The sequence below is a fragment of the Pseudomonas sp. RW409 genome (genome assembly GCF_003184125.1).
GTDB lineage: Bacteria > Pseudomonadota > Gammaproteobacteria > Pseudomonadales > Pseudomonadaceae > Aquipseudomonas > Aquipseudomonas chlororaphis_I.
Genome location: NZ_QHHP01000042.1, coordinates 634,702 through 659,188 on the forward strand (window position 1 = coordinate 634,702; position 24,487 = coordinate 659,188).

Sequence of the window (24,487 nt, forward strand, 5' to 3'; positions counted from 1 at the left end):
GCTTCGTTAAGAAGCAAACCCAGTAACACGCCTAGTCGGGGCGTAGCGCAGTCCGGTAGCGCACTAGCATGGGGTGCTAGGGGTCGAGTGTTCGAATCACTCCGTCCCGACCATATTCCTGAGTAAAATCAGACACTTAAGCCGATCATATGATCGGCTTTTTTGTGCCTGCGCAATACCCGCGCAAAACTAGCGCAAAACTACCCGGTGATTTCGCTGATATTCAGGTCGGGAATCGCCTCGGACCAGATGATCTCGGCGTGGTCGCGCTGGTAGTTTTTGGTCATTGCCTCACTCGCGTGACCCGCGATCTTCTGCCCATCTTTCCCGGCCTTCTGGTACAGGTGCAGTGATAGCGCTCGCACTTCGTGGAAGCCTGGCATCTCCTCTTCTTTCCAACCTTTGTAGCAACCCGCCAGTTCCCGGGCCTCTTTGAAGGCTCGCGTCAAATATCGCTCCTCCACCTGCGTCCAATGCTCTTTCATCTGCGCCTGCTTCTGTTTCAGGCGATCCGGCCGGCGGTGAACCAAGTAGGGGGAAGCGATATCATCCCGGCACCGGCTGATCACAGCCTGGAGCTCACCGGTCACCTTAAACCGGATCCATGCCGCGTCACTGGCCTTGGCCGTCTTCTGCTGCACTACGTACAGAAACCCCTCCCGAACCCCGTCGAACCGCATATTGAGGATGTCCGTCCGGCGCTGAGCCGTGATCAGGGCGAGGTCGATCGCGTTCTGCAGCCAGGTTGGCGACTTCTCCCGGATCGTCTTAAGGCCTTCGATGGTATGTCGCTTGCGCTGCTTCTTCTCGATGCGGCTGATGGTGCTGGCCGCCGGGTTATCCGGGCATAGGCCCTTGGCCGCCGCATGGTTGAATATGTCGATCAGCAGCGCCCGGCATTGGTTGGCGGTGCGCGGGGTAAGGGCATCCAGCATTTCTGCGATCATGCGGATCGTGATCTGGTCCACGGCCTTGCCTTCGAAGTGCTTCCGAAAGCGGCGGAAGTGGACGGCGTACAGGCCCAATGTGCCTTTGGCCAGTTCCCGCGGAGGCAGGACATCACGTTCATAGGTGTCGAGGAACCCGGCGAAAGACTCGGATGAGTTACCCATCACGGCGCCGATCAGATCTGCACCACGCATGAACTCTAGGTTCAGCTGCTTCGCTGCGTCGATTGCTTTCAGGCGATCGGAGCCGAACGGGAAGAGTTTCCCGTCGGTCGGCCGCCGGTAGCGATATGTCCCGCGCCGCGCATCGAAGTACAGATTCTGCGGAAGGCTCTTGTTCGCAGTTTTGCGGGGCCTTGGTGCCATCATGCAGCTCCTTTCAATACCATCGCGACGAGATCGTTACCGGCTGACTTGGTGAATGCAGCCCAGTCAACGTACCAGAGCTTGCCTATCTGCTCGCCTGGGAGTTGTCCGTTCCGGATGTAGTTGCGGATCGCCTGGGGGCAGGGTGGGGTTCCGTTATCTCCCCAACGGCGGCGTTGAAATTCGCTGATCTTGATCAGTTCTCGATTTATTTATTGCCTCTGACCGGATAGGGCTAGCGTGTCGCAGGTGGCGGCAGGCTTTCAGGTTTATTCAGAATTGTGTTCGAGACAGATGTCTCGACAGTTTGTAGAGTTGCGCCGCTCGACCGGCCCAGCGCACTTGTAAAGGGGCGAATGTGCTGGCCGGGACGAGCGCCAATTCAGATTTCGGGCGTGGGCATTTTGGAAAGCTCTGATGGTTGCCGGCATTGCGCACGGATATCGTTGAGTCGTTCGCCCAGTCCGTTGTCCTGGCTATCCGTCGACTTTCCGGCGGGCTGTGGCGAACTCCTTCTGAGCCGCTGATAGCCATGTCCATCCGATAAGGGAATGCCTCTCCCTCCCACTTGCCCGGCTTGCCGCGTATCGCACCATAGCGGTGAGGTTTCTTGCTGCTGAATAGCGCCTCACAAGCTTCGAGCAAGGCTATCTCTCCCTGAATCGCCATCAACTCCCTACCAGCAATCGAACCCACTTGAATCCAGCCCGATTTTTCGCGGCCGTAATTTTCCGTCTTGAATAGGCGGTAGCGATTTCGATGCCCGGTATGGGGGGGGAGGTTTCAGAGTTCAGGTAGAAGGCCACACCCTTACTTCGGACCCGAAGGAGTGTTCTAGCCATTCTGGGGCTCTCCCTGTTCCGCAGTAGCTTTCAGCTTGAAGCTGATACCGCATGCTGCTGCCAGGGAGGTGAGCTTACCTACGGTTGTCGAGCCTTCCTGTAGCGCCTGGCCGAAGCGAATCAGACGAGCGCCAAGGTTGGCGAACTCATTCCGTTGAGAAGGGGTCGTGGTTGTAGGCATGCTTTTCTCCAGGCAAGCCGATGGTGGGAAGACCCGGCCGGGCCGAGCCTCTATGAACAGACCTATGAAGCGGCGGGATTTGTGCGGGTCGACCAGCCGCAGCGAGGGGACATGATTGAATCGCCCCGGGTTTCGTAGACACCTCGTTGCCTTAAACTGAGACCAATCAGCGCTTTAAAAGCCAGCGTGCCTGGTGATACCTGGACGCCATTCAAGAAGCGTCGGTCGGCCCCTGACGTTGCTCCTGCTGGCACTGTTCGGAACCGGGGCCGGAAATGGACAGGCTGATACTGATGGGGTCGACATCGCGTCTGCCGACGGTCAGCACGGCTTCCTGCGCACCTTCCAGACTCGCCCCTTGGGAGGCCAGCCACTGGGACACCAGGACTTGCTCTCGCTCGTCATCCACTGCCTGGTCGATGGCTACCGAGGGCGCGCCATAGCGCTGGGTGAGTAGACGAGTCAATTCTTCGAAGCGGGCGCGAATGGCCGAGTCCTGCGCATTCTCCGGCATCTCGACCGCTGTGTAGATTTCGCACAGCCCGGCTTCTTTACCAAACTTGAGTGATAACTGATCAAACCCGGCAATCGGCCTCGGCGGGTGCTCGACCAGCATGAGGTTGCGCCGATCGTTGCTGCCCAGAACCTCGGTGACTGCCCGGGCCTGCTCGGCGGTCATGCCCATCTGTAGGCCGAACGGCCCGTTATAGGCAGCCGCCACCTCTTGTTTGCAGCCGCCCGTGCCCGCCGCGAGTACTGCTAGTAGAAGCAGGGGCAATTTATGTTGGTTCATAGCACTTCCCGTTTTCCATGACAGGTTGAACGCTGATCGGCTGAATCGGGCCGAACCTTCGTTGCTGAAGTTTCCAGCGGAGATACTAACCCTTAATCATGCGAAAGCAGCGGCCGGCTCGCTCTGCTCGGAGCGCTCATCAACTTTCGTCCAGGGATCCTGGGTTTGCATGGGTTTGTGCTTCAGGTGACCAGGACCTCTTTTCAAAACATGGCTATCGCTTGCGTCGTTAAAGTGAGGTTTTCTAGAATTTCGCCGCCGCTTGGCCGGATCAGCCAATCGGTTTCCATCCGCGAGAAAAAAGGAGGTGCCCTATGACCCAGATTCCAACGATGTTTTCGCTACTGAACCATCCACGAAATGCTGGAGGGGCGATCACTGCCCCGCGGAGAAAACCCAATGCGTACGCTTTACCCCGCTGTGCTTCTTGCTCCGATATCCACTCGCGATGAAGAAGCAGAATGTTGCGCTCTGCAAGTGCGTGACGAACAGATCGACTTTATTGCCAGCAACGCCGAATCATTGGAAGAAGCTGCCGAATGTCCTTGGTGTGAACCCTTGGCGGTGCGCGCCGTTCATTCTGGAGAAATGGTCGGCTTCCTTATGCATGCCCTCGCCCCGGACGATAACGGTCGCTGGCTCTATCGCCTGATGATTGACCGTCACCACCAAGGTTTAGGGTATGGACGCGCAGCTCTGCGTGCGCTGGTGGCATACCTGAGAGGCTTGTCGGGAGGTCCTGACATCACCCTGGGCGTCGCGCCGGAGAATATTGGGGCGCGCAATCTTTATGCCTCCGAGGGGTTTCTAGAGACGGGCGAGGTGCTTGATGGCGAGCTCGTGATGCGCCTGAGGACATAGTGCTCGCGGTTGCTGATCGGTATTGCGAGTGCAGGATTGACTGAACAGAAACCCGGCCATCGAGCCGGGTTTTTTCTGCCCGCAACAAACCATCCAGAGTATCCGGAGCGGCCTGGTGGAACAGATCGATACAGGCTCAAGAGCAGAGCCTTCGTTAGATGTGTGTGGGGTGAGCTTGCCAATGGCTCAAGTGCCCTCAATGAAGAATGGACGATCAAAAAAAGGGCCCACCCCAAGGTGGACCCTTTGTGTTTCTGAAGTGGCCAAAGCCGGCTGGAGCAACACCCTCACACGAATGGAGGGTGTGCCCATCGAGCATCAGACCAGGCTGATCATATCCGCACTGAGTTGCGCGGCGTTGAACCCTACCAGGGTGATGCTGCTGTCTCCCGCCACGATCAGGCTGTCGCTGCCTTGCTGGCTGGTGGCGCTGATGACCGCAGCCGCGGAGGCGAACAGGGATTTGGAGAACACCAACTGATCGAAGCCGTTCTGGTGAACGTTGAAATCGCTGATCAGGTCATGGCCGAACCCGCCCTGGTCGAAGACAAACAGATCGCTGCCCACGCCACCACTGAGGGTGTCGTTGCCCAGGCCGCCGACCAGGATGTCATTGTGGGCGCCACCATAGAGGGCGTCGTTGCCACTGCCGCCGAGCAGGGTGTCGTTGCCACTGCCACCGTGCAGCAGATCATGGCCCGCGCCGCCTTCAATAAGATCGTCACCGCCCTGGCCGAAGATCAGGTCGCGGCCGGCGGTCCCCTTCAGGAGGTCGGCCAACTGCGTGCCTTCGGTGGCCTTGGCGTAGCTCTTGTCCGATCCGAACAGGCCTTCGAAGTTGAGCTTGCTGCTGGTCACGGTATAGGCCGGGGTCAAGGCCTGGCCAAGGAGGCCTTCGAACTCGACATGTTCGACGTCGTGCAGCTCCTTGAGGCCGTAACGCCCGCCGGTGTCGTTGAGAAACAGGCTGCCATCGCTCAGGCGCACGGCTTCGTAGCTGGAGACCGTACCCTGCAGGAAGACTTTGTCGTCGCCCACCCCGCCCGCGACGATGTCGGTGCCGGTGCTGACCTTGAAGCTGTCGTTACCGGCGAAGCCGTCCAGGAAGTCGTCGTTGCGGCCGTCCTGCAACTTGTCCGCGCTGTCCGTGCCGAGGAGAAAGGCCGGAGTGCCGAAGTGGTTGGAGGTGGCGGAGTATTTGTCGCTGACCCAGGTAAAGCTGCGGCTGACCGGGTCGAGGTTGCTGATGATGATGGTGCTGTCGCGCTCGATGTAGTCGTAGAACGTCGACTGGCCGATGCGCTGGATAGGGTTGATGAAGATGCCTTCGAGGTGCGCCACCCAGCCGTTGGGATTGACCACGGAGAAGGGGCCGTTGGGCCAAGTGGGCAGGGCGTAGACCGTGTCGAACAGCACGATGTTGTCGGTGGTCGAGGTGTAGCTGGCGTCACTGCCTTTGAGGGCCGCGAGAATGGCGCCGCTCAGGTCGGTCTGTTCGCCGATCAGCCGATGCACGATGTCGTTTTCGAAGCCGAAGTTGAAGATGCCGTCACTGTTGCTGGCCTTTGGTGAGGCCATGCCGAAGTAGTCCGAATCCTTGAAAAAGCCGTCGGCCAGGGTGTCCCTGCCCAGGTACATGCTGTTGGTCACGGAGCCGCCCTGGCTGTAGCCGGTGACCAGTACATCCTTGCCTGTCAGGTTATGGTGAGTGGCGTAGTTCTTGATCGAGTCGAGCAGATAGTCGTAGCCGTGGATATAGGAGTTGTCGATCATCGCCGGGTAGCCCAGCAGGTCCATCGGCGAGTTGGTGCCGGCAATCGAAAAGCCCATTTTGACCAGCTTGCCGCTCTCGTCGTATTGGCCGAATACCTTGGCCTGGGAGCCGGATACGTTCTCGCCCTTGAAGCTGCCGGTCAGGTCGAGGTGGCTGCCGTCGATGCCCAGGTCGCTGGCGCTGATCTCGCGCCAGCCCTTGGGCAGGACAAAGGTGTTGCCTTCGCCCAGGACTGCCCCGGGCAGGTTGTAGAGCGCCCCTACCGTCGCTACACCGCTGGTGTAGGTGGCAAGGTTCCAGGCATCTGAAATGAGCACGCGGCCGTCTTGGCCCTTGTAGTCGAATATCGCCATGGTTCGTTTTCCCTCACAAACTAAAAAGTCATGAAAAAAAACAAGAGCTGAAGTCTTCTTGTTCTTCTTCGCTCGGATTGCGGAGCCTGGTGACTGCGTGCCCCGGAATCTGCGCCCAAGCTACTCATTCATGTGGAGGGTGTGGGCCAGGCAAGGGGGGTGTTGGCACGATCGTCCTAGGGAAAGCCCGATCCAGCCGCTATAAATTCAGCGTCATTACAGTTTGGTCAGTTCGAGGGTGGCTCGCAGCCGCCCATCCTCCCTACCTTTGAGATCGGACGACATGCACGGCAACCTGGCGAAGGTGCCGGACGTGTCGACAGCCGACTGAAAATACCCCGTTGCACAAGGCTGGCCGGGCACATCGAGGTTCCAGCGAAGCCACACTGAAACCACGTTATGCCCGGCGAACAATCCCGGCCTTACCCCCAGCGCCGGAACAGCACGCTGGCATTCACCCCGCCAAAGCCGAAGCCATTGGACAAGGCGTATTCCATCGCCAGCGGCTGCGCCTGGCCACGAATCAGGTTGAGGCCTTGCGCGCCGGCATCCGGGTTTTCCAGGTTGAGGGTGGCGGGGGCGATCTGGTCGCGCAGCGCCAGGATGGTGAAGATCGCTTCGATCCCGCCGGCAGCGCCCAGCAGGTGGCCGGTGGCCGATTTGGTCGAGGCGATGGCCAGCTCGCTGCTGTTGCCAAACACACTCTTGATCGCCGCCAGTTCGCCTTTGTCGCCCACCGGGGTCGAGGTGGCGTGGGCGTTCAGGTGCTGGACCTGGGATGGCTCGACGCCGGCCTGACGCAACGCCTGTTGCATCGCGCGGCGGGCGCCGTCGCCATCTTCTGGCCCGGCGGTCATGTGATAGGCGTCGGCGCTGGTGCCGTAGCCCACCAGTTCGGCGATCGGCGTGGCGCCGCGGGCCAGGGCGTGTTCCAGCTCCTCGATCACCAGCAGGCCGGCGCCTTCGCCCATCACAAAGCCGTCACGGGCCTGGTCGAAGGGCCGCGAAGCACGTTCCGGAGTGTCGTTGAAATCGCTCGACAGGGCGCGCGCGGCAGCGAAACCGGCCAGGCTGACCCGGTGAATCGTGGCTTCCGTGCCCCCGCAGACCGCGATGTCGATCTCCCCGGCACGAATCATCCGCGCGGCGTCGCCGATGGCCTGGACACCCGCGGCGCAGGCCGTCACCGGCGTGCCCAGCGGCCCCTTCAGGCCATGCTGGATCGACACATGGCCGGCGGCCATATTGCTGAGGAAGGACGGAATGGTGAACGGCGAAAGACGCCGCGGCCCCTTGCTGTCGGTGGTGCGCACGGCGTCGGCGATGGCCGGGAAACCGCCCACGCCCGAAGCGATGATGGTGGCGGTACGTTCCTGGGCTTCGGCGGTCTGCGGTGCCCAGCCGGCCTGGGTCAGCGCCTCCTGGGCGGCGGCGAGGGCGAACAGGATGAAGCGGTCCATCTTGCGCTGTTCCTTGGGCGCCAGCAGCGCGTCCGGATCGAAGCCGGCCTGCGGGTCCTGGATGCGGTCCGGAACCTGGCCGCCGATGCTGATCGGCAGGTCGCCGATCAGTTCTTCCGGTAGCCGGCGGATACCCGATTGCCCGGCCAGCAGGCGTTGCCAGACCTGTTCGACGCCGCAGCCCAGCGGGGTCAATGCGCCCATGCCAGTGACGACAATGCGTTTATTCATGACCTTCAGCTCCTTCATCTCGAGTGGGGTGTGTCGCTCTATGGACGTCACTATCATCATGAAAGTAACATGCCCGAACCACAAATACGCAACTGCGAACTCCGAGGAACCGCCATGCAACGCAAGACCCTCCTTCACGACGAATGCCCGATTGCCCGCAGTCTGGAGCGGGTGGGCGAGTGGTGGAGCATCCTGATCATGCGCGACGCCCTGCATGGCCTGCGGCGTTTCGAGGAGTTTTCCCGCAGCCTGGAGATCGCCCCCAACATGCTCACCCGGCGCTTGAATTCGCTGGTCGAGGCCGGCTTGCTCGAGCGCCAGGCCTACAGCCAGCGGCCGCTGCGCTACCAGTATGTGCCGACGGCCCGGGGCGAGGACTTCCGTGTGGTGCTGATGGCGTTCGTTGCCTGGGGCAATCGCCATTACGCGCCGGAAGGGGAAAGCGTGCAGATCGTCGAGCGCGCCACCGGCCGGCCGGTGCGGCCGATGATGGCTGACCTGGTCGATGGCCGCCCGGTGCCGCTGGAGCACTGCACGGTCCAGGCCGGGCCGATGGCCAGCGAAGGCATACGTCAGCGCCTGGGGGCGCTGCAGGTGATGGAGGCCAAGGGCGAAGCCTGAAGTGCCGCGGATCGCCACGGCACCTTGGGCTTAACCACCAGCGCCTGTCACTGGTCCTTTTCGCAGTTGATCATCCACGAGGCGCCGAAGCGGTCGACCAGCATGCCGAAACGCACCGCCCAGAAGGTGGCCTCCAACGGCATCTGCACAGTGCCCTGGTCCGCCAGCGCGGCGAACACCCGCTCGGCCTCGGCGATGCTGTCGACATTCAGCGATATCGAGCAGCCGTGGATCCCCGCGTAAGGCCGATCGGGCGTGCTGTCCGAGCCCATGATGGCCTGGTCGCCCACCAGCAGGCGGGTGTGGATGATCAGGTTGTGATACTCGGCGGGAACATGCTCGCGGGCGGGGCTTTCACCGAAGGTCATCATCACTTCGAGGGTGCCTTGCAGGCTCTGGGCGTAGAACTTGAAGGCGGCTGCGCAATCGCCGTTGAAGATCAGGTAGGGATTGATTTTCATGCTGGTGACTCCCGGATGGCAGGGCAGCGGGCGCGTCGGATAAGCCGGCCCGCTGGCAAAAAAACCGATGGATTGAGACCTCCACTAGCAAAGCCTAAACCTGGGTGGCAGTGGGCTTGTTCTTAGACGGTTTTCTCATTGGGGCGGTGACGGGTTATCACCCTTGGTGCACTCCCTGTCAGGCCCGCCGCCGAGTCGGCGGCGAGCCTGGGGTGGCGCTATACCAGTCGGGTCTGGGGCATCCCCAGCAGGCCGGTCAGGCGATCCATGATCGCCTGCTGCCGGGCACGGTCGGCCAGGTAGTCGGCCTCGGCGCTGGCCACATCGGCCGAGCAGTGCGGGCAGGTGGTTTCGTGGCTATGGATGTATTGCCAACAGCTGCGGCACAGGGCCAACCGGGTGGGCAGGCGTCCTTCCTCGGGGGATTTCTGCCCCTGGTTGATCCACGCCAGCTTGATCACCTGGCCGCTGTCGCTGACGCTGCTGACCGTCTCGCCGGTGTCGATGCGTTCGGTGATCAGGTCGAAGCGCCCGACCGCGAACGAGGCCTTGGCGGCGTCCTCGAGTTTGACGATGCGTTCGCGCAGGCCCTTTTTCTGCAGGTCCAGGGCGCGGTAGTGGCAGTACGGATTGTTGCCCGGCTTGCCCAGCAGCGAGTGCGAGGTCCAGGTGCAGCCGCCGCGGCACACGTCGTTGTAGTAGCAGGTGCGGCAATAGCCCCAGAGGTCGTCGACCGAGCGCAGGCGGCCAAAATGCATGCCTTCGCTGTAGTGCCAGATGTCGTGCAGGTTCATGTCGCGCACATTGCCGCCGGAGAACCCCACCGTCGCCAGTGACGGGCAACCCTTCACCGTGCCGTCGGCTTCCAGGGCCAGCACCGTTTGCCCGGCGGCGCAGCCGCTCCAGTGCACGCGCTCGTCACCGAAACCGCGCCACATATGCTCGTATGGGCCGTAGTAACCGATGTTGTTGCCCACGTTCATCAGCAGGCCGCGTTCCTGGCCTTCGCGGTAGAGGCGCGCGAGCAGCGGCATGACTTCCAGCAGTTGATAGGGTTGCAGCAAGAGTTCCGGGTGATCCACCGCGTTGCCCATGGCCACCGTCAGCTGGATCTGCCAATGGGTGGCGCCCAGCTCGATGATCAGGTTCATCAGCTCCGGCAAGTCGGGCAGGGTGGCCGCGCCGATCTGCGTGTTGACGCTGACCGCGAGCCCGGCCTGCTTGGCCCGGCGCAGGGTGTCCACGGCCTTGTCGAAGGAGCCCGGGACGTTGCGCACGGCGTCATGCAAGGGCGCCAGGCCGTCCAGCGAAACCCCCACGCCGTTGAGCCCGGCCTCCACCGCGGCCTGCATTTTCGCCGGGGTGAGGTTGCGCCCGCCGGTCTGGATCGCGCAGTAGATGCCATGGTCGTGGATGGCCCGGATCAGGCGGGTCCAGTCCTTGCGCAAATAGGCTTCGCCGCCGATCAGGGTGACCTCCCGCGTGCCGAGGGCGGCGAGGGCGTCAATCACGTCGAGGCATTCCTGGGTGTTCAGTTCGTTGGGGCGTCGATGGCCGGCGCGCGAGCCGCAATGCAGGCACTTGAGGTCGCAGGCGAGGGTGATTTCCCAGACCACATGCACCGGTACGTAACGCTTGAGGTCGGTTTCGCTGAGGTAGCGGGCGGGGCGATTGGCTGACATGGACAGTCCTTTGGGCGCACACAGGCGCGCGGCACGAACCTGGTGGATGTCCGCGCCGTCCCTGGCGGTGCCGGCCCGAGCGGACACATGGTTTGCAATGGAAGACCGGGCCTGGCTCCGAGGAAGGAAGGCCAGGCCCGGACGCCACTGCTCAGCGAGCTTCGAGGCGGGCGATCTCGGCGTTCAGCTGCTGCAAGGCGCTGCGCAGCGCATCGCTGCTGGCCAGTTGCTGCTCGCCCTGGCGGACGACCGCCTTGAGCTGCGCCAGGTCACCGCTGCTTTGCGCCTGCTGCACCGCCACCGCATACAGCGGCACGGGGTGATGGGGCACAGGCTCGGGGTGCGGGATCGACGCCTGGCTGACCGTGGCGTGCTGCACGTCCTGCCAGTTGCCCTGGTAGCAGTATTTGTAGCTGGCGAAACCGCTGGCCCAGTCGAGCCCGAGAATCCCGTGCAGGTGGAAGGTCGCGGCGATCTGGCTGGTCGGGCCGCTGGGGTTGCCGGTCAGGCTCAGGATGATGTGGCCTTCGGTCGACGGGTGCAGCTGTGCCTTGGAATAGTCGCCCCACACGTCGGCGAAGAAGTTCACCGGCGGGTAAGTGCTCTTGAACACGCGGGCCACGCCGCTGACTTTTTTCTGCACGGTGTTGACCAACAGGTCGAGGGTCAGAACCGGGGCACCCAACAGCCCCGTGGTGGCTTGGATACGGGTATGGAACAGTCCAGTTTGCATGGTGCAACTCCTTGTTCTTGTTCAGGGAAGTCGGTGGGTTGGCACGCCGTGGTCAGCGCCGCTCGAGCCGGCCGATCTCGTCCTTGGCCGCATCCAGCGCGCTGCGCAGCTGGGGCAACTGGTCCAGTTGCTGCTGGGCCAGGCTGGCCAGGCTCTTCATCTGGGTCAAGTCGCCGCTGGCGATGGCGCCATGGATCGGCGCGGCATACAGCGGGGTGATCGGTGGATACGGCAGCAGGACCGGGCCGGGTTCCAGTGGTATTGGCAGGGCTGACAAGGCGTAGGAGGGTACCGACTCGACGAGGTGGGCCGGTGCGTTCTCCACCGATACCCAGCGCTGGCCGTTGTAGTACTGGTAGTTGGCGATGCCGTTCTTCCAGTCGTGGTCCACCACCAGCTGAATCTTGAAGGTGACGATCGAGTTCGAGCCCGGCCCGCCCTGGTTACCCTGGGCGGTGACCAGGATCTTGCTCGAGCTGGGTGGCATGACGGTGAGGTAGGTGTATTGCCCCCACACATCGGACTGCAGGTCCAGCGGCGGGTTGGTGGCCTGGGTCACCACCGAGGTACCGCGCACGGTCTGCTCGGGGGTGTAGACCAGAAGGTCGAGGGTAAGGCTCGGCGCGCCCGGGGTCGGATTGCCGATCCGGTAGCTGAGCGGAAACAGGCCAACAGGGGACGTAGTGGAACCGGACATGATTGCCTCCATTGCATTAGAAAATGGAAACGGCCTTAGCGCCGTTCCAGACGGGCGACTTCCTGTGCCAACTGCTCGTAAGCGCTGCTCAGATCCTTGGATTCTTTCTGGGATTTATCGCGCTGTTTGAGCAGGGACTTCATCTGCGGCAGGTTGCCGAGGGAGATTGCTTTCTGAATCGCCACTCCATAGGGCGGAATGACATGTTGCGAGGATGAACTCATGGCGTTGCCTTCCGTGGGAGGTTGTAGAGACTGCGCTATCCGGCAGCTTTTGCAGTTAAGCAGGCCGGGCTCGGGGCAAACGCAAGGGCCACTGAATAACTTTGAATAGCCGTTATCGGGAAAAAATATATTCAGGCGGGACAAGCAACTGGCGCGGCGATATAGCGCGTTTGGCAATCAGCAGGGCGCGGCTTACGAAGAATAGATACAAGCGGCGCTGCGCACTTCGACTCCCGGAAGTGGGCGGAAAAGGGCAGGATCGCCCCCGGCCCGGCGTCAGGCCACGGCACTCTGCGGCGAGCTGTTCAACAGCCGTTCCAGGGCGCCGCTGAGCAGGTGTTCCAGCAGGGTTTCGCGCTCGTGTTCGGCCAACGGCTGTTCGGCCAGCCAGCCGGGCGCATTGTTGAGCAGGCTGGCGATGGCATGCCCGGTGGCCAGCAGCACCGCGTCGCCGAGCCGCGGCAGCGGGCCGAGGAGCATCAGCAGGCGGCGTTCATATTGCTCGCGCAGCTGGCGCACGCGCTCCTGCTGGTCCGGGTTCAGGCAACCGCTGTCGCGCTCCACCAGGCGGAAATGCCGGGGCAGTTCCCGGTGCAGTTTCAGGTGGGCGCGGATCAGGGTGCGCAGGCGATCGTCCGGCGCCTTGCGCCGCCGTTCGATGCGCCCCAGGGTATCGAGCAGTTCGTCGTAGAACTCTTCGATCAGGTCCAGCAGCAGGTGCTGCTTGCTCGGGTAATGGTGATACAGCGAGCCCGGGGTCAGCCCCAGATGGCTCGCCAGCTCGCGCATGCCGACCTGGCCGAAGCCCTTGCTGGCGAACAGCTCCAGGGCCTTGTCGCGGCTTTCGGCAAAACGCGAGCAACGCTCAGCCATAGCGGTGGAAGCCGCGTTCGGTCTTGCGCCCCAGGTAACCGGCGGCAACCATTTCCTTGAGCAGCGGCGCGGGCCGGTATTTGCTGTCGTTGAAGCCATCGTAGAGGGCTTGAAGGATCGCCAGCAGGGTGTCCAGGCCGATCAGGTCGGCCAGGGCCAGCGGGCCGATCGGCTGGTTACAGCCCAGGCGCATGCCGGCGTCGATGTCCTCGGCGCTGGCCAGGCCTTCCTGCAACACCAGGATCGCCTCGTTGATCATCGGCACCAGGATCCGGTTGACCACGAAGCCCGGGCGGTTGCCGGCGGTGATCGCGACCTTGCCCAGGCGCGTGGCCATGTCCAGGGCCAGGGTGTGGGTCGCGTCGCTGGTCTGCAGGCCGCGAATCACTTCGATCAGGCCCATCACCGGCACCGGGTTGAAGAAGTGCAGGCCGATAAAGCGCTCGGGCGCGCTGACGCTGGCGGCGAGCTGGGTGATCGACAGCGACGAGGTGTTGGAGGCGATCACACAGGTGCTGGCCACCTGGGCGGCGATCTGTTGCAGCACCCGCAGTTTCAGCTCGAGGTTTTCCGTTGCCGCCTCGATCACCAGGTGCGCGTCGACCAGGCTGGCGTAGTCGGTGCTGGTGCGGATGCGCCCCAGCGTCGCCTGTTTCTGTACTTCGTCCAGGCTGCCCTTGGCGATCAGCCGGTCGAGGTTCTTGCTCACCGTGGCCAGGGCCTTTTGCAGGGCGCTGTCGCTGATGTCCAGCAAGGTCACTTCGAACCCGGCCTGGGCACAGACCTGAGCGATTCCGTTACCCATGGTGCCGGCGCCGATCACGCCGATATTCTGCAGATTCATCTTGGCTTCTCTTTCTTCGTCCGGGCGTGTCGCAGAGCAGCGCGAACGCGTCTTGCAATGCAACCTTCGAGGCGCGAGTCTAGTGCCCGCGCCGACCCCGGCCTATGCCAAAAGCGCTCAGCCGCGCTGGCGTTTTTTGCCATGTTCACAGCCACAGAGAGCAGTCATTCCATGCGGGAAAAGGATTCGGTCGCGGTCTACTTCGTGCAGGTCATGGTCCACGCCTTGCGTGAGCGACCCGAGCGCCTGGCCGCAGTGCTGGCCGAGGCGGGCATCGATCCGGCCTTGCTCGGCCAGCCCGAGGCGCGGGTGCCGGCCAGCGCGTTCGCGGCCCTGTGGCTGATCCAGATCCGCGAGCTGCAGGACGAGTTTTTCCGGCTCGATTCCCACGGCCTGCCGCCGGGCGCTTTCGCCCTGATCTGCCGGGGGCTGATCCAGGAGCCGACCCTGGAAAAAGCCCTGCGCCAATGCCTGGCCAACTTCGGCCTGTTCCTGCGCGACTTTCGCGGCAGCCTCAGTGTGCGCGGCAAGCGCGCGGTGCTGAGCCTCGACAGCCAGCCTCGCGATGAGGCCACCGGGCGTTTTGGCGAAGAGACGTTCCTGGTGCTGATGATCAGCCTGCTGTGCTGGCTCGGCGGGCGGCGCATTGCCATCGACCGCGCCGACTTCCGTTATCCGCGCCTGTCCCTGAGCGACGATGCCTTGCTCTGGGGGCCGAACCTGACCTTCGGCGCCGAGCGCACCGAAATCGAGTTCGCCAGCCGTTTCCTGCGCCTGCCGGTGGTCCAGGACCTGGCCTCGCTCAAGGTCTTTCTGCGCAGCGCGCCGCAGTGGCTGGTGATCCGTTTTCGCAACCAGCACGGCCTGGCGACCCAGGTCTATCAACGCTTGCGCCGCAGTCATTACAGCCAGTGGCCGACCCTGGAAGCCTTCGCCGGCGAGGTGCAGGTCAGCCCCAGCACCCTGCGGCGGCGCCTGGAGCGCGAGGGTGTGTCGTACCAGGAAATCAAGGACGAAGTGCGCCGTGGCATGGCCGTCGAACTGCTGCGCCAGAGCCGCGCGAGCATCGGCGAAATCGCCGAGCGCACCGGCTTCCAGGAGCCCAGCGCCTTCCACCGCGCGTTCAAGAAATGGACCGGCGAAAGCCCGGGGCGCTATCGCGCGCGGTACCAGCCGACAACCTGACGGGCTGGCGCGCCCGCCTCAGTTCAAACCGACAGCCCCAACCCCAACGCCTGCAACTGCCGCCGGGTCTCAGCCGCGGACTGATGGTGAATCGCATTCCAGCCCAGGGCCTTGGCGGCGACGATATTCGGCGCGTGATCGTCGATGAACACCAGCTCCTGGGGCGCCACCTCCGGCAGGTGCGCGCGGATGCGTTGCAGGGTGGTGTGGTAGATCTCTGCGTCAGGCTTGATCTGCCGCTCCTGCCCGGACACCACGATGTCGCGAAAACGCTGCAGGAACGGATAGTTGTCCCAGGCATAGGGGAAGGTTTCCCGGGACCAGTTGGTCAGCCCGAACAGCGGCATCTGCGCCAGGTGCAGGTCTTCCAGCAAGGCCACGCCGTCATCCAGCTGGCCGCGGAGCATTTCCGGCCAGCGCCCGTAATAGGCCTCGATCAGGGGCGCATGTTCCGGGTGTTCGGCCACCAGGCTGCGGGTCGCTTCGGCCAGCGTTCGCCCGGCGTCCTGCCGGGTATTCCAGGCCTGGGTGCAAATGGTGTCGAGGAACCATTGGCGGCGGGTATCGTCAGGGATCAGTTGGCGGTACAGATGGTGCGGATTCCAGTCGAACAGCACGCCACCAAAATCGAAAACCACAGCACGAATTGTCATGAGCACGTCCTTTGAGCGGTTGTGGGTCAGGGCAGACATCCTGCGACGGTAGGCGATGCAATGCAATTTGCCGGCGGCCCGGGCCCGGTTTCCGGCGCAGCGACATGCGCTGCTCGCCGGGCTGTTCGAGCCGGGGCCACAGCCCTCTTTCAGTCGACAATCACCTGTTCGTTCGGGTCATCGCCCAGGCACACCGTCAGCTGTTGCCCGGCCTTGTTGAACGCACAGTTGGGCAGGGCCTGCTGCTTGATGAAGTTCAGCGGCGGGAGGAGGAACACGCCGGCGAGGATCAGCGCGCCGACGGTCCGGGGCAGCAGCACATCCGCACTAGTGGCGACCGGGCGGGGCTTGAGGCGCCCGCGTCGATACCAGTACAGACCGCTGAAGACCAGGCCGCAGCCGATCGCCATGGCGTAGTCCAGCTCCCAGGCTTGCGGGCTGAAGATCAGGTTGCCGTCGGCATCGTCCGGGTAATTGATCCGCCACCAGGCGCCCAGCAGCAGCGGCACCAGGCCGGCGACGATCCAGGCCAGGCGGGCGCCGGGCATGCGCGTGAGCAGGGCCAGGCCCAGGCCGAGGGCGCAGAGGAGCCAGATGCCGAGGTACAGCTGAAAGCCCATGGCCCCGCCGAACAGGGTGCCGCTGACGTCCCGGGGGACGATCAGTTGCAGGTCGGTAAACACCATCACGGACAGCGGGGCCGCCACGGCGATTCCGCTGAGGACGGCGTTGATCCATAACCACAAAGTGAACAGGCGATGCATGGGCGTACTCGGCAAAGACAGGAAAGGGGATGGCACGGGGTGTGCCGGATTCAAGGGCATGGCAAGCCACTGCCGGTGGCGGACAGGGTCGGTTCACCAGGCTGGAATGGGCGAGTAGCTAAGGTGCGGATCAGGTGCGCAGTGCCGGGTAGCAGCATGGCTGGACGAGCAATGATCGGGGCAGGCGCCAACACGTTTCTTCCTTGGGCGGTGTTCGGGGCGCGCAGTATGCAAGGCCGCCGCCGGTTTTGCATCAGCCGCCGTGCAGCAGGGCGGGGCACAGGGGCCCCGCCCGAGGGGGTTAGAACTGCTCCGCTTCCAGGCCGAACAGCGAGGAGCTGCCGGCGCGGATGCTCTGTTCCAGGCTGAGGATGCGCGGCAGCAGGCGGCTGAAGTAGAAGCGCGCCGTGGCCAGCTTGGCGCCGTAGAAACTTTCGTCCTCGGCGTGCTTGTGCTCGGCCACCTGGGCCATGCGCGCCCACAGGTAGGCGTAGGCCACGTAGCCGAACAGATGCAGGTACTCGACGCAGGCGCTGCCCACTGCGTTGGGGTTCTGCACCGCCTGTTCGCGCAGCCAGTCGCTGAGGTCTTCCAGGCGCTGCACCGCGTCCAGCAATTCGGCGGCGTAGGCGGCGCCGGGCAGGTAGGCGTAGTCGCGAATCTCGCCGGTGAACAGGCGCAGGGCCACGCCGCCGTTGCCCACCACTTTGCGGCCCAGCAGGTCGAGGGCCTGGATACCGTTGGTGCCTTCGTAGATCTGCGCGATGCGCACATCCCGCACCAGCTGTTCCTGGCCCCATTCGCGGATATAGCCGTGGCCGCCGAAGACCTGCTGGCCGAGGATGCAACTGTCCAGCCCGGTGTCGGTGAAGAACGCCTTGGCCACCGGGGTCAGCAGCGCCACCAGGGCCTCGGCGTTGTGCCGCTCGTGGGGCTGGTCGGCGAACTTGGCCAGGTCCAGCTGCTGGCCGACGTAGCTGGCGAAGGCCCGGCCGCCCTCGGTCATGGCTTTCATGGACAGCAGCATGCGCCGCACATCGGGGTGGACGATGATCGGGTCGGCGATCTTGTCCTTGGCCACCGGGCCTGCGGGCGAGCGGCTCTGGATGCGCTCGCGGGCATAGGTGCGGGCGTTCTGGTAGGCGTTCTCGGCGCAGCCGATGCCCTGGATGCCGATCGACAGGCGCTCGTAGTTCATCATGGTGAACATCGCCGCCAGGCCCTTGTTGGCCTCGCCGATCAGCCAGCCAGTGGCGCCGTCGAAGTTCAGCACGCAGGTGGCCGAGGCCTTGATCCCCATCTTGTGTTCGATGGAACCGCAGCTCACCGCGTTGGCCTGGCCGAGGTTGCCCTGGGCGTCGACCTGGATCTTCGGCACCAGGAACAGCGAGATGCCCTTGGGCCCGGCCGGGGCGTCCGGCAGCTTGGCCAGGACCAGGTGGATGATGTTTTCGGTCAGGTCCTGCTCGCCGCCGGTGATGAAGATCTTGCTGCCGCTGATCCGGTAGCTGCCGTCGGCCTGGGGTTCGGCGCGGGTGCGGATGATCCCCAGGTCGGTGCCGGCATGGGCCTCGGTCAGGCACATGGAACCGGCCCAGCGGCCTTCGTACATGGGCGGCAGGTACAGTTGCTTGAGTGCCTCGCTGGCGTGGGCGTCGATGGCCAGGCAGGCGCCGGAACTCAGGGCCGAATACAGGGCGAAGCTGGAATTGGCGGCGTAGAGCATCTCTTCGAACTGCACCGCGAGCATCTTCGGCATGCCCATGCCGCCGTAGGCCGGGTTGCCGCTCAGGCCGACCCAGCCACCCTGGATATAGGTGCCGTAGGCCTCCTTGAAACCGGCGGGGGTGCGCACCCGGCCGTTGTCCCAGGTGGCGCCTTCCTCGTCGCCGCTGCGGTTGAGCGGGGCGATCAGCTGGCCGGTGACCTTGGCCGCCTCTTCGAGAATCGCATCGGCGGTATCGGCATCCACCGTCTCCGCCAGGGCCGGCAGCCGGGCCCAGAGTTTGGGCGCGTTGAACACTTCATGCAGGACAAAGCGCATGTCGCGCAGGGGGGCGTTGAATTCGGGCATTGCAGGAACCTCGGGCAAGAGTGGAGGTTGAACGGCCGGGGCCGGGTGATTCAAAAAGGCTAGACCCCGCCGTGCCGACTCCCAGCAGGACAACGACGTGCGCGGGGTTTCTGTCTATTCAAACTAGAGGTTTTTCGCCATGTCGCGCAGGACGAACTTCTGGATCTTGCCGGTGGAGGTCTTGGGCAACTGGCTGAACACCACGGTGCGCGGCACCTTGAAGCCCGCCAGGTGTTCCCGACAGAAGGCGATGATCTGCGCCTCGCTGACCTGCTGGTGATCGGCCTTGAGGGTGATGAAGGCGCAGGGCGTCTCGCCCCATTTCTCGTCGGGCCGCGCCACCACCGCGGCTTCCAGCACCGCCGGGTGGCGATAGAGCACGCCCTCCAGCTCGATGGTGGAGATGTTCTCGCCACCGGAAATGATGATGTCCTTGAGCCGGTCGCGGATCTCCACATAACCGTCCGGGTGGGTCACCCCCAGGTCGCCGGTGTGGAACCAGCCGCCCTCGAAGGCCTCGGCGGTGGCGCTGGGGTTCTTCAGGTAGCCCTTCATCACCGTGTTGCCGCGCATGAAGATCTCGCCGATGGTCTGGCCGTCGCGGGGCGTGGGTTCGAGGGTTTTCGGGTCGGCCACCATCACCCCTTCCAGGGTCGGGTAACGCACGCCCTGGCGCGACTTGATCTGCGCCCGCTGTTCCAGGGGCAACTCGTCCCAGGCCGCGTGCCAGGCGCACAGGGTCACCGGCCCGTAGACCTCGGTCAGGCCGTAGACGTGGGTCACCTTGATGCCCATTTCTTCCACCGCGCCTATCACCTTGGCCGGTGGCGCGGCCCCGGCGACCATGGCATTGACCGGGTGGTCGATGGCCGCCTTGGCCGAGTCCGGCATGTTCACCAGGGCATTGAGCACGATGGGCGCGCCGCACAGGTGCGTGACCTGGTGCTCGCGGATCAGGTTGAGGATCTTCTGCGGGTCGACCCGGCGCAGGAACACATGGACCCCGGCCAGGGCGGTGACGGTCCAGGGGTAGCACCAGCCGTTGCAGTGGAACATCGGCAGGGTCCACAGGTACACCGGGTGGTTGCCCATGGCCCAGGTCATCTGGTTGCCCAGGGCGTTGAGGTAGGCGCCGCGGTGGTGATAGACCACGCCCTTGGGGTTGCCGGTGGTGCCCGAGGTGTAGTTCAGGGCGATGGCCTGCCATTCGTCATTCGGCCACTGCCAGGCGAATGCCGGGTCGCCCTCGGCGAGGAAGGCCTCGTAGTCCAGCTCGCTGACCGGCTGGCCCTCGCCGTACTCGGGGTCGTCGAGGTCGATCACCAAAGGCGGCTGGTCGAGCATGGCGATGGCGGCGTGGATCACCTCATGGAATTCGCGGTCGGCGATCAGCACCTTGGCCTCGCCGTGGGCCAGCATGAAGGCGATGGCCTCGGCGTCCAGGCGCACGTTGAGGGCATTGAGCACGGCGCCGATCATCGGCACGCCGAAGTGGGCTTCGAGCATGGCCGGGATGTTCGGCAGCATCACCGCCACCGTGTCGTTCTTGCCGATCCCGCGCCCGGCCAGGGCCGAGGCCAGGCGCCGGCAGCGGCTGTAGGTCTGGGCCCAGGTGCGGCGGATCGAACCGTGGATCACCGCCGGGTAATCGGGGTAAACGGCGGCGGTGCGCTCGATGAAGCTCAAAGGGGACAGGGCGATATGGTTGACGGCCGTCGGCGCGAGGCCTTGCTCGTAGATGGACATGGTTCGGGTACCCGGTGGCTGATTGTTAGCTCTATTGGCCGAGGCCTTCTCTGGTTGTGTTGCGACCCCTTCGTAGGAGCCGGCTTGCCGGCGAAAGCGATCTCGCGGACGCCTTCGCTGGCAAGCCAGCTCCTACGCAAGCCATCCAGCATCCTGGCGTCACCGTCAGGTGAGGGCAGCGTTTGGCTTGATCATCGGTACGCAGCACACCTTGCAAAGGCTCGGTGACTTATCCGGAGGCTTTTATATACTGCTTGGCAATTGATATGGAAGTACTACCTGAGTTGTATAGTATTTCTACTACATTAATAATTCGCTGATCCAGCCCGCAGGTTTATCGACGATGCCCACCTCCACCCACTTGAGCCGCTGGCTGCACCTGCAGCGTGAAGGCCGGCTGCCGGACTCGCCCTGGCTCGGCCATGACCCGCAACCCAGCCTGTTGCTGGACGCCGAGGCGCGGCCCGTGGACCTGAACCCGGCGCTCTTGCAGTGGCTGGATAGCGAGGCGTCGAGCGAGGTCGCGGCGCTGCTGCCGGTCAATCACCCGGCCCTGGTCCGCGCGTGCCTGGAGCAGCAGCGGGCCATCGAAGAGGTCGAGGCCCAGTGGGGCGAGCGGGTGCTGCTCTGGAGCTTTATCCCCGACCCGCACCGGCAACGGGTCCTGGCCCGTTGCCGCGAAGCCACGGCGCAGATCCTCGCCGAGCGCGAGTCGGCCACGGCCCGGCGCCTGTACCGGCTGATCACCGAAAACACCACCGACCTGATTTCCCGGCATACGCCCGACGGCACCTTTCTCGACGCCTCGCCAGCCTCCTGGACCCTGCTCGGCTACTGGCCCGAAGAGCTGCGCGGGCGCCTGGCCCGCAGCCTGTTCCACAGCCAGGACCTGGCCGGGCTGACGCAGCGCACCCGGGACGCCCTGGAGCAGGACGGCTACCACACCATGACCTACCGCATCCGCCATCGCGACGGCCATTACCTGTGGTTCGAGACCGCCTGCCGGGCGATCCGCGAAACCTACACCGGGGCGGTGGTGGAAGTGGTGGCGGTGTCCCGGGACATCACCTCCCGGGTCCAGGCCGAAGAGAACAAACGGCGCCTGGCGGAAGTGGTGGAGGCCAACCCCGACCCGGTGCTGTTCATCCAGCCGGGCGGCGCGGTGACCTACCTCAACCCGGCGGCCCGGCGCACCCTGGGCCTGGAGGCCGGGCAGCCGATGCCGGACCTGGCAAGCATCCTCACCCCGGAGGTGCTGGGCAGCCTGCAACGCGAAGGCTGGCACCGCGCCGAACACAGCGGCCGCTGGAGCATCGAGGCGCGCCTGCAACCGCCGGCCGGCGGCGCGTCGGTGCCGGTGTCACTGATGCTGCTGGCCCATCGCGCGGCCAGTGGCGAGCGCTTCTATTCCCTGGTGGCCCACGACCAGAGCGAACGGGAATTGCGCGAGGCCCAGCAGCGCCATCACCAGGACGAACTGGCCCACACCGCGCGCCTGGTGACCCTGGGCGAACTGGCCTCGGGCATCGCCCATGAAATCAATCAGCCGCTGGCGGCGGTGGTCAATTACGCCAACGCCAGCCAGCGCTATCTGCAAGCCTTGGATACCCAACCCCAGGCTGTGCAAAAGGTCGCCCAGGGCCTGGAGCGGATCGCCGAACAGGCCACCCACGCCGCCGAAGTGATCAAGCGACTGCGGGCCTTTTTGCGCAAGGGCGGGCGCCGGGTCCAGGCCCTGGACCTGGCCGAGGTGACCCGGGAAACGGTGCGCCTGTGCGCCTGGGAAGCGCAGGCCTGCCAGGTGACGATCGAGCTGCGCCTGGCGGATAATCTGCCGCCGGTTTACGCCGACCGGATCTTGCTCGAGCAGGTGCTGTTGAACCTGTTGCGCAACGCCATCGAGGCCAATCGCGAGGTGCATCCGCAGCAGGGCTCGCAGATCGTCCTCGGCGCCCAGGCCAGTGGCGAAGGCGGGGTCGAGGTCAGCGTCAGCGACCAGGGCCCGGGCGTCTCCGCCGAGCAGCTGGCGCAGCTGTTCACCCCGTTCTACACCAGCAAGGCCAACGGCCTGGGGCTCGGGCTGTCCATGAGCCGCAGCATCGTCGAAGGCTTCGGCGGCGACTTGCAGGCCCAGCCCCAGAGCCGGGGCCTGAAGATGTGCTGCCACTTGCCGGCGACGGCCCCGGCGCAAGCCGATTCACCCACCCAACCGACAACAGGAGCAAGGCAATGACGAGTGCGGCGCAGCAGCTGGTGTATGTGGTCGACGACGACCCGGGCATGCTCGACTCCACCGTCTGGCTGCTGGAGTCGGTGGGCCTCAAGGCGGTGCCCTTCACCAGTGGCCGGGAGTTCCTCGAACACTGCGACCCGAGCCTCGACGCCTGCGTGCTGCTGGATGTGCGCATGCCTGGCATGGGCGGGCTGAATGTCCAGGAAGAGCTACGCCAGCGGGATATCCACCTGCCGCTGATCTTCGTCAGCGGACACGCCGATGTGCCCATCGTGGTGCGGGCGTTCAAGGCCGGCGCCGTGGACTTCATCGAGAAGCCCTACAACGAACAGCTGCTGCTGGACAGTGTGCAGCAGGCCCTGAGCCGCGCCGACGACCGCCACAGCCGCAACGCCGGGCAGGCCCGGGTCGAAGCGCGCCTGGAGAGTCTCACGCCGCGGGAGAAGGACGTGTTGCTGCCGTTGGTGCAGGGCTACAGCAACCGCGAGATCGCCGAGCAGCTGGGGGTCAGCGTCAAGACCATCGACCTGTATCGGTCACGGGTGATGAAGCGCATGCAGGCCGAACACCTGCCGGAACTGGTGGGCATGGCCATCGCCGTCGGGCTGGTGGACCCGCTGCAATTGCGCTGAGGCTGCGGCCACCGCACTTTTTGCGTTTTTGCGGTTCTATTCAGGGCCAGGCCGCGCCGATCCCCCGCGCGGCCAGAGTCCAGAACGGTGCCGATGGTTTATCCGCTTTCTCGTTGTTTTCTGCACGTCTTTTGCCTGCGTATGCTGCGCCAGCCGCTGTGGCTGGCCGCTGTCTTGATAGTCTGCGCCGGTGGCTGCAGCCAGCAGCAGGGGCGTGACATGGTCCACCAGTTCAGCAATGGCAAACCCCAGGAATTCTTCCAGACCAGCGTCGACCGCATGGCCACCCTGAGCATGCGCGACAACCTGCAAAGCCTTTACTTGCTGATGAACAAGCTCTACCTGCGTAACCCTAACCAGTGGCGCGAGTGGGGGTATACCGATGCCACCAGCGCCGCGCGGGATATCCGCCAGGCCATCGAGCAGCAGAAGGACTTGCCGGCCCTGGGCAACCGTCGCGACCTGGCGGCACTGAGTTATGCCTTGAGCCCGGAGTTTCGTGGCGACCGGGTTGGGGCCTTTATCTATGCCATTGGCAGCATGCTGGTGACCGCTCATGGCGGGCGTACCGAGTTTTTCATGACCGACACTATCGATCCGCAGTTTGTCAGTAACGCTGCGCGCAATATTGAAAAGGCTACCTGGATGCTCAGTCAGCGGCAGGGGGCCAATGGGGAATTGTTGCTGTTTTCCAATGAGATTTCGGAGGAGGGCAGCAATCTGAGTTTTGCTGTGGAGTTTGGGAAGATTGTGGCGCGTCTCGATCTGCTGACTCAGATGCTTGACGAGCGCTACCGGCGCATTGGGTTGAATTATGCGCAGAGCTTGTTGCTGATGAATTTTTTGCCGGTGCAGTAGGGGCTCGATCTTCTTGGGCACATATTCGTTGCTGCGGCCACGGCTGCTTCTGTAGGAGCGAAGCTTGCTCGCGATGGCGTCTGTTCTGGCACTGCATTTCTTGGACGGTGTACATATCCATTCCTGCGGTTACGGTCGATGGCAGTGGTGTGGGCCTCTGTAGGAGCGAAGCTTGCTCGCGATGGCGTCGGCTCTGGCACTGCATTTCTTGGACGGTGTACATATCCATTCCTGCGGTCACGGCTACTTAGGGTTCCGCCCTTACGGCCATCCCTTTCAAGGTCTTTTCGTTTTGGCAGCCTTGATGACCCTGTCTGTTGAAACGTGGGCATGTACCGCCGTCCCTTGAACCCATGTCCTGGGCTTGGGTACCTTGGGGCCTCGTTGGCTTTTGGCGAC

General features: G+C 63.9%; 22 protein-coding genes, 1 tRNA gene and 1 pseudogene. 8 read left to right on the forward strand and 16 right to left on the reverse strand.

Annotated elements, in window-relative coordinates:
• The first annotated feature begins 36 nt into the window (after positions 1–36).
• Positions 37–113, forward strand: a tRNA-Pro gene (locus DK261_RS29925).
• Positions 114–200: 87 nt separating this feature from the next.
• Here the strand turns inward: DK261_RS29925 and DK261_RS29930 are convergent.
• Both DK261_RS29930 and DK261_RS33715 read right to left on the reverse strand, forming a co-directional pair.
• Positions 201–1,313, reverse strand: coding sequence for a phage integrase Arm DNA-binding domain-containing protein (locus DK261_RS29930; protein ID WP_110177247.1), 1,113 nt, complete (start codon positions 1,311–1,313; stop codon positions 201–203).
• On the reverse strand, positions 1,313–1,525 hold the full coding sequence (locus DK261_RS33715; RefSeq protein ID WP_101284103.1) for a hypothetical protein: 213 nt from the start codon (positions 1,523–1,525) through the stop codon (positions 1,313–1,315). The genes DK261_RS29930 and DK261_RS33715 overlap by 1 nt, the downstream gene beginning before the upstream one ends.
• A gap of 811 nt (positions 1,526–2,336) precedes the next feature.
• Here DK261_RS33715 and DK261_RS34005 point away from each other — a divergent pair.
• Positions 2,337–2,453 (forward strand): annotated as a pseudogene (locus DK261_RS34005) (phage tail protein); the annotation flags it as partial.
• A gap of 94 nt (positions 2,454–2,547) precedes the next feature.
• Here DK261_RS34005 and DK261_RS29950 read toward each other — a convergent pair.
• Positions 2,548–3,129 (reverse strand): hypothetical protein, encoded by a 582-nt coding sequence (locus DK261_RS29950; protein WP_028682104.1) that lies wholly within the window; start codon positions 3,127–3,129, stop codon positions 2,548–2,550.
• Between the two features lie 399 nt (positions 3,130–3,528).
• On the opposite strand from DK261_RS29950, the gene DK261_RS29955 reads away from it, so the two are divergent.
• The gene (locus tag DK261_RS29955; protein ID WP_256597616.1) at positions 3,529–3,990 is read left to right on the forward strand and encodes an N-acetyltransferase; all 462 of its coding nucleotides are present in this window, start codon (positions 3,529–3,531) and stop codon (positions 3,988–3,990) included.
• Between the two features lie 318 nt (positions 3,991–4,308).
• Here the strand turns inward: DK261_RS29955 and DK261_RS29960 are convergent, their stop codons facing one another.
• Entirely contained in the window at positions 4,309–6,117 is a 1,809-nt protein-coding gene (locus DK261_RS29960) for a calcium-binding protein (protein ID WP_110177249.1), read from the reverse strand.
• A gap of 422 nt (positions 6,118–6,539) precedes the next feature.
• Positions 6,540–7,808: a beta-ketoacyl-ACP synthase II gene (gene fabF, locus DK261_RS29965; protein WP_110177511.1), complete on the reverse strand. Its 1,269-nt coding sequence runs from the start codon at positions 7,806–7,808 to the stop codon at positions 6,540–6,542.
• A gap of 114 nt (positions 7,809–7,922) precedes the next feature.
• On the opposite strand from fabF, the gene DK261_RS29970 reads away from it, so the two are divergent.
• Positions 7,923–8,429, forward strand: coding sequence for a helix-turn-helix domain-containing protein (locus DK261_RS29970; protein WP_009048138.1), 507 nt, complete (start codon positions 7,923–7,925; stop codon positions 8,427–8,429).
• Positions 8,430–8,476: 47 nt separating this feature from the next.
• Here DK261_RS29970 and DK261_RS29975 read toward each other — a convergent pair whose 3' ends face one another.
• From DK261_RS29975 to DK261_RS30005, 7 genes are all read right to left on the reverse strand, one after another.
• Complete coding sequence (locus DK261_RS29975) at positions 8,477–8,890, reverse strand: VOC family protein (protein ID WP_009048139.1); 414 nt, start codon at positions 8,888–8,890, stop codon at positions 8,477–8,479.
• Positions 8,891–9,108: 218 nt separating this feature from the next.
• Positions 9,109–10,572: a GDL motif peptide-associated radical SAM/SPASM maturase gene (locus DK261_RS29980; RefSeq protein ID WP_009048140.1), complete on the reverse strand. Its 1,464-nt coding sequence runs from the start codon at positions 10,570–10,572 to the stop codon at positions 9,109–9,111.
• 151 nt (positions 10,573–10,723) lie between these two features.
• Positions 10,724–11,305: a DUF1842 domain-containing protein gene (locus DK261_RS29985; protein ID WP_009048141.1), complete on the reverse strand. Its 582-nt coding sequence runs from the start codon at positions 11,303–11,305 to the stop codon at positions 10,724–10,726.
• 52 nt (positions 11,306–11,357) lie between these two features.
• Positions 11,358–12,002 carry a DUF1842 domain-containing protein gene (locus DK261_RS29990; protein ID WP_016704870.1) on the reverse strand — a complete coding sequence of 215 codons (645 nt, stop codon included), beginning with the start codon at positions 12,000–12,002 and terminating at the stop codon, positions 11,358–11,360.
• A gap of 35 nt (positions 12,003–12,037) precedes the next feature.
• On the reverse strand, positions 12,038–12,226 hold the full coding sequence (locus DK261_RS29995; RefSeq protein ID WP_009048143.1) for a DUF1843 domain-containing protein: 189 nt from the start codon (positions 12,224–12,226) through the stop codon (positions 12,038–12,040).
• Between the two features lie 276 nt (positions 12,227–12,502).
• A complete protein-coding gene (locus tag DK261_RS30000) occupies positions 12,503–13,099 on the reverse strand; it encodes a TetR/AcrR family transcriptional regulator (protein ID WP_041988438.1) in 597 nt (198 codons plus the stop codon).
• Complete coding sequence (locus tag DK261_RS30005) at positions 13,092–13,943, reverse strand: 3-hydroxybutyryl-CoA dehydrogenase (protein WP_009048145.1); 852 nt, start codon at positions 13,941–13,943, stop codon at positions 13,092–13,094. The genes DK261_RS30000 and DK261_RS30005 overlap by 8 nt, the downstream gene beginning before the upstream one ends.
• Before the next feature lie 171 nt (positions 13,944–14,114).
• On the opposite strand from DK261_RS30005, the gene DK261_RS30010 reads away from it, so the two are divergent.
• The gene (locus DK261_RS30010; protein WP_028682099.1) at positions 14,115–15,128 is read left to right on the forward strand and encodes an AraC family transcriptional regulator; all 1,014 of its coding nucleotides are present in this window, start codon (positions 14,115–14,117) and stop codon (positions 15,126–15,128) included.
• Between the two features lie 23 nt (positions 15,129–15,151).
• Here the strand turns inward: DK261_RS30010 and DK261_RS30015 are convergent, their stop codons facing one another.
• From DK261_RS30015 to DK261_RS30030, 4 genes are all read right to left on the reverse strand, one after another.
• Positions 15,152–15,781 (reverse strand): HAD family phosphatase, encoded by a 630-nt coding sequence (locus DK261_RS30015; protein ID WP_053268616.1) that lies wholly within the window; start codon positions 15,779–15,781, stop codon positions 15,152–15,154.
• A gap of 149 nt (positions 15,782–15,930) precedes the next feature.
• Complete coding sequence (locus DK261_RS30020; RefSeq protein ID WP_110177251.1) at positions 15,931–16,545, reverse strand: hypothetical protein; 615 nt, start codon at positions 16,543–16,545, stop codon at positions 15,931–15,933.
• A gap of 301 nt (positions 16,546–16,846) precedes the next feature.
• The gene (locus DK261_RS30025; RefSeq protein WP_028682096.1) at positions 16,847–18,619 is read right to left on the reverse strand and encodes an acyl-CoA dehydrogenase C-terminal domain-containing protein; all 1,773 of its coding nucleotides are present in this window, start codon (positions 18,617–18,619) and stop codon (positions 16,847–16,849) included.
• 123 nt (positions 18,620–18,742) lie between these two features.
• The gene (locus DK261_RS30030; protein WP_110177252.1) at positions 18,743–20,365 is read right to left on the reverse strand and encodes an acyl-CoA synthetase; all 1,623 of its coding nucleotides are present in this window, start codon (positions 20,363–20,365) and stop codon (positions 18,743–18,745) included.
• A gap of 343 nt (positions 20,366–20,708) precedes the next feature.
• On the opposite strand from DK261_RS30030, the gene DK261_RS30035 reads away from it, so the two are divergent.
• The 3 genes from DK261_RS30035 to DK261_RS30045 all read left to right on the forward strand — a co-directional run bounded on the left by DK261_RS30035 (position 20,709) and on the right by DK261_RS30045 (position 24,088).
• Positions 20,709–22,598 carry a PAS domain S-box protein gene (locus tag DK261_RS30035; RefSeq protein ID WP_110177254.1) on the forward strand — a complete coding sequence of 630 codons (1,890 nt, stop codon included), beginning with the start codon at positions 20,709–20,711 and terminating at the stop codon, positions 22,596–22,598.
• A complete protein-coding gene (locus tag DK261_RS30040) occupies positions 22,595–23,230 on the forward strand; it encodes a response regulator transcription factor (protein WP_053260452.1) in 636 nt (211 codons plus the stop codon). The genes DK261_RS30035 and DK261_RS30040 overlap by 4 nt, the downstream gene beginning before the upstream one ends.
• 93 nt (positions 23,231–23,323) lie before the next feature.
• Entirely contained in the window at positions 23,324–24,088 is a 765-nt protein-coding gene (locus DK261_RS30045) for a hypothetical protein (protein ID WP_110177256.1), read from the forward strand.
• The last annotated feature ends 399 nt before the right edge of the window (positions 24,089–24,487 follow it).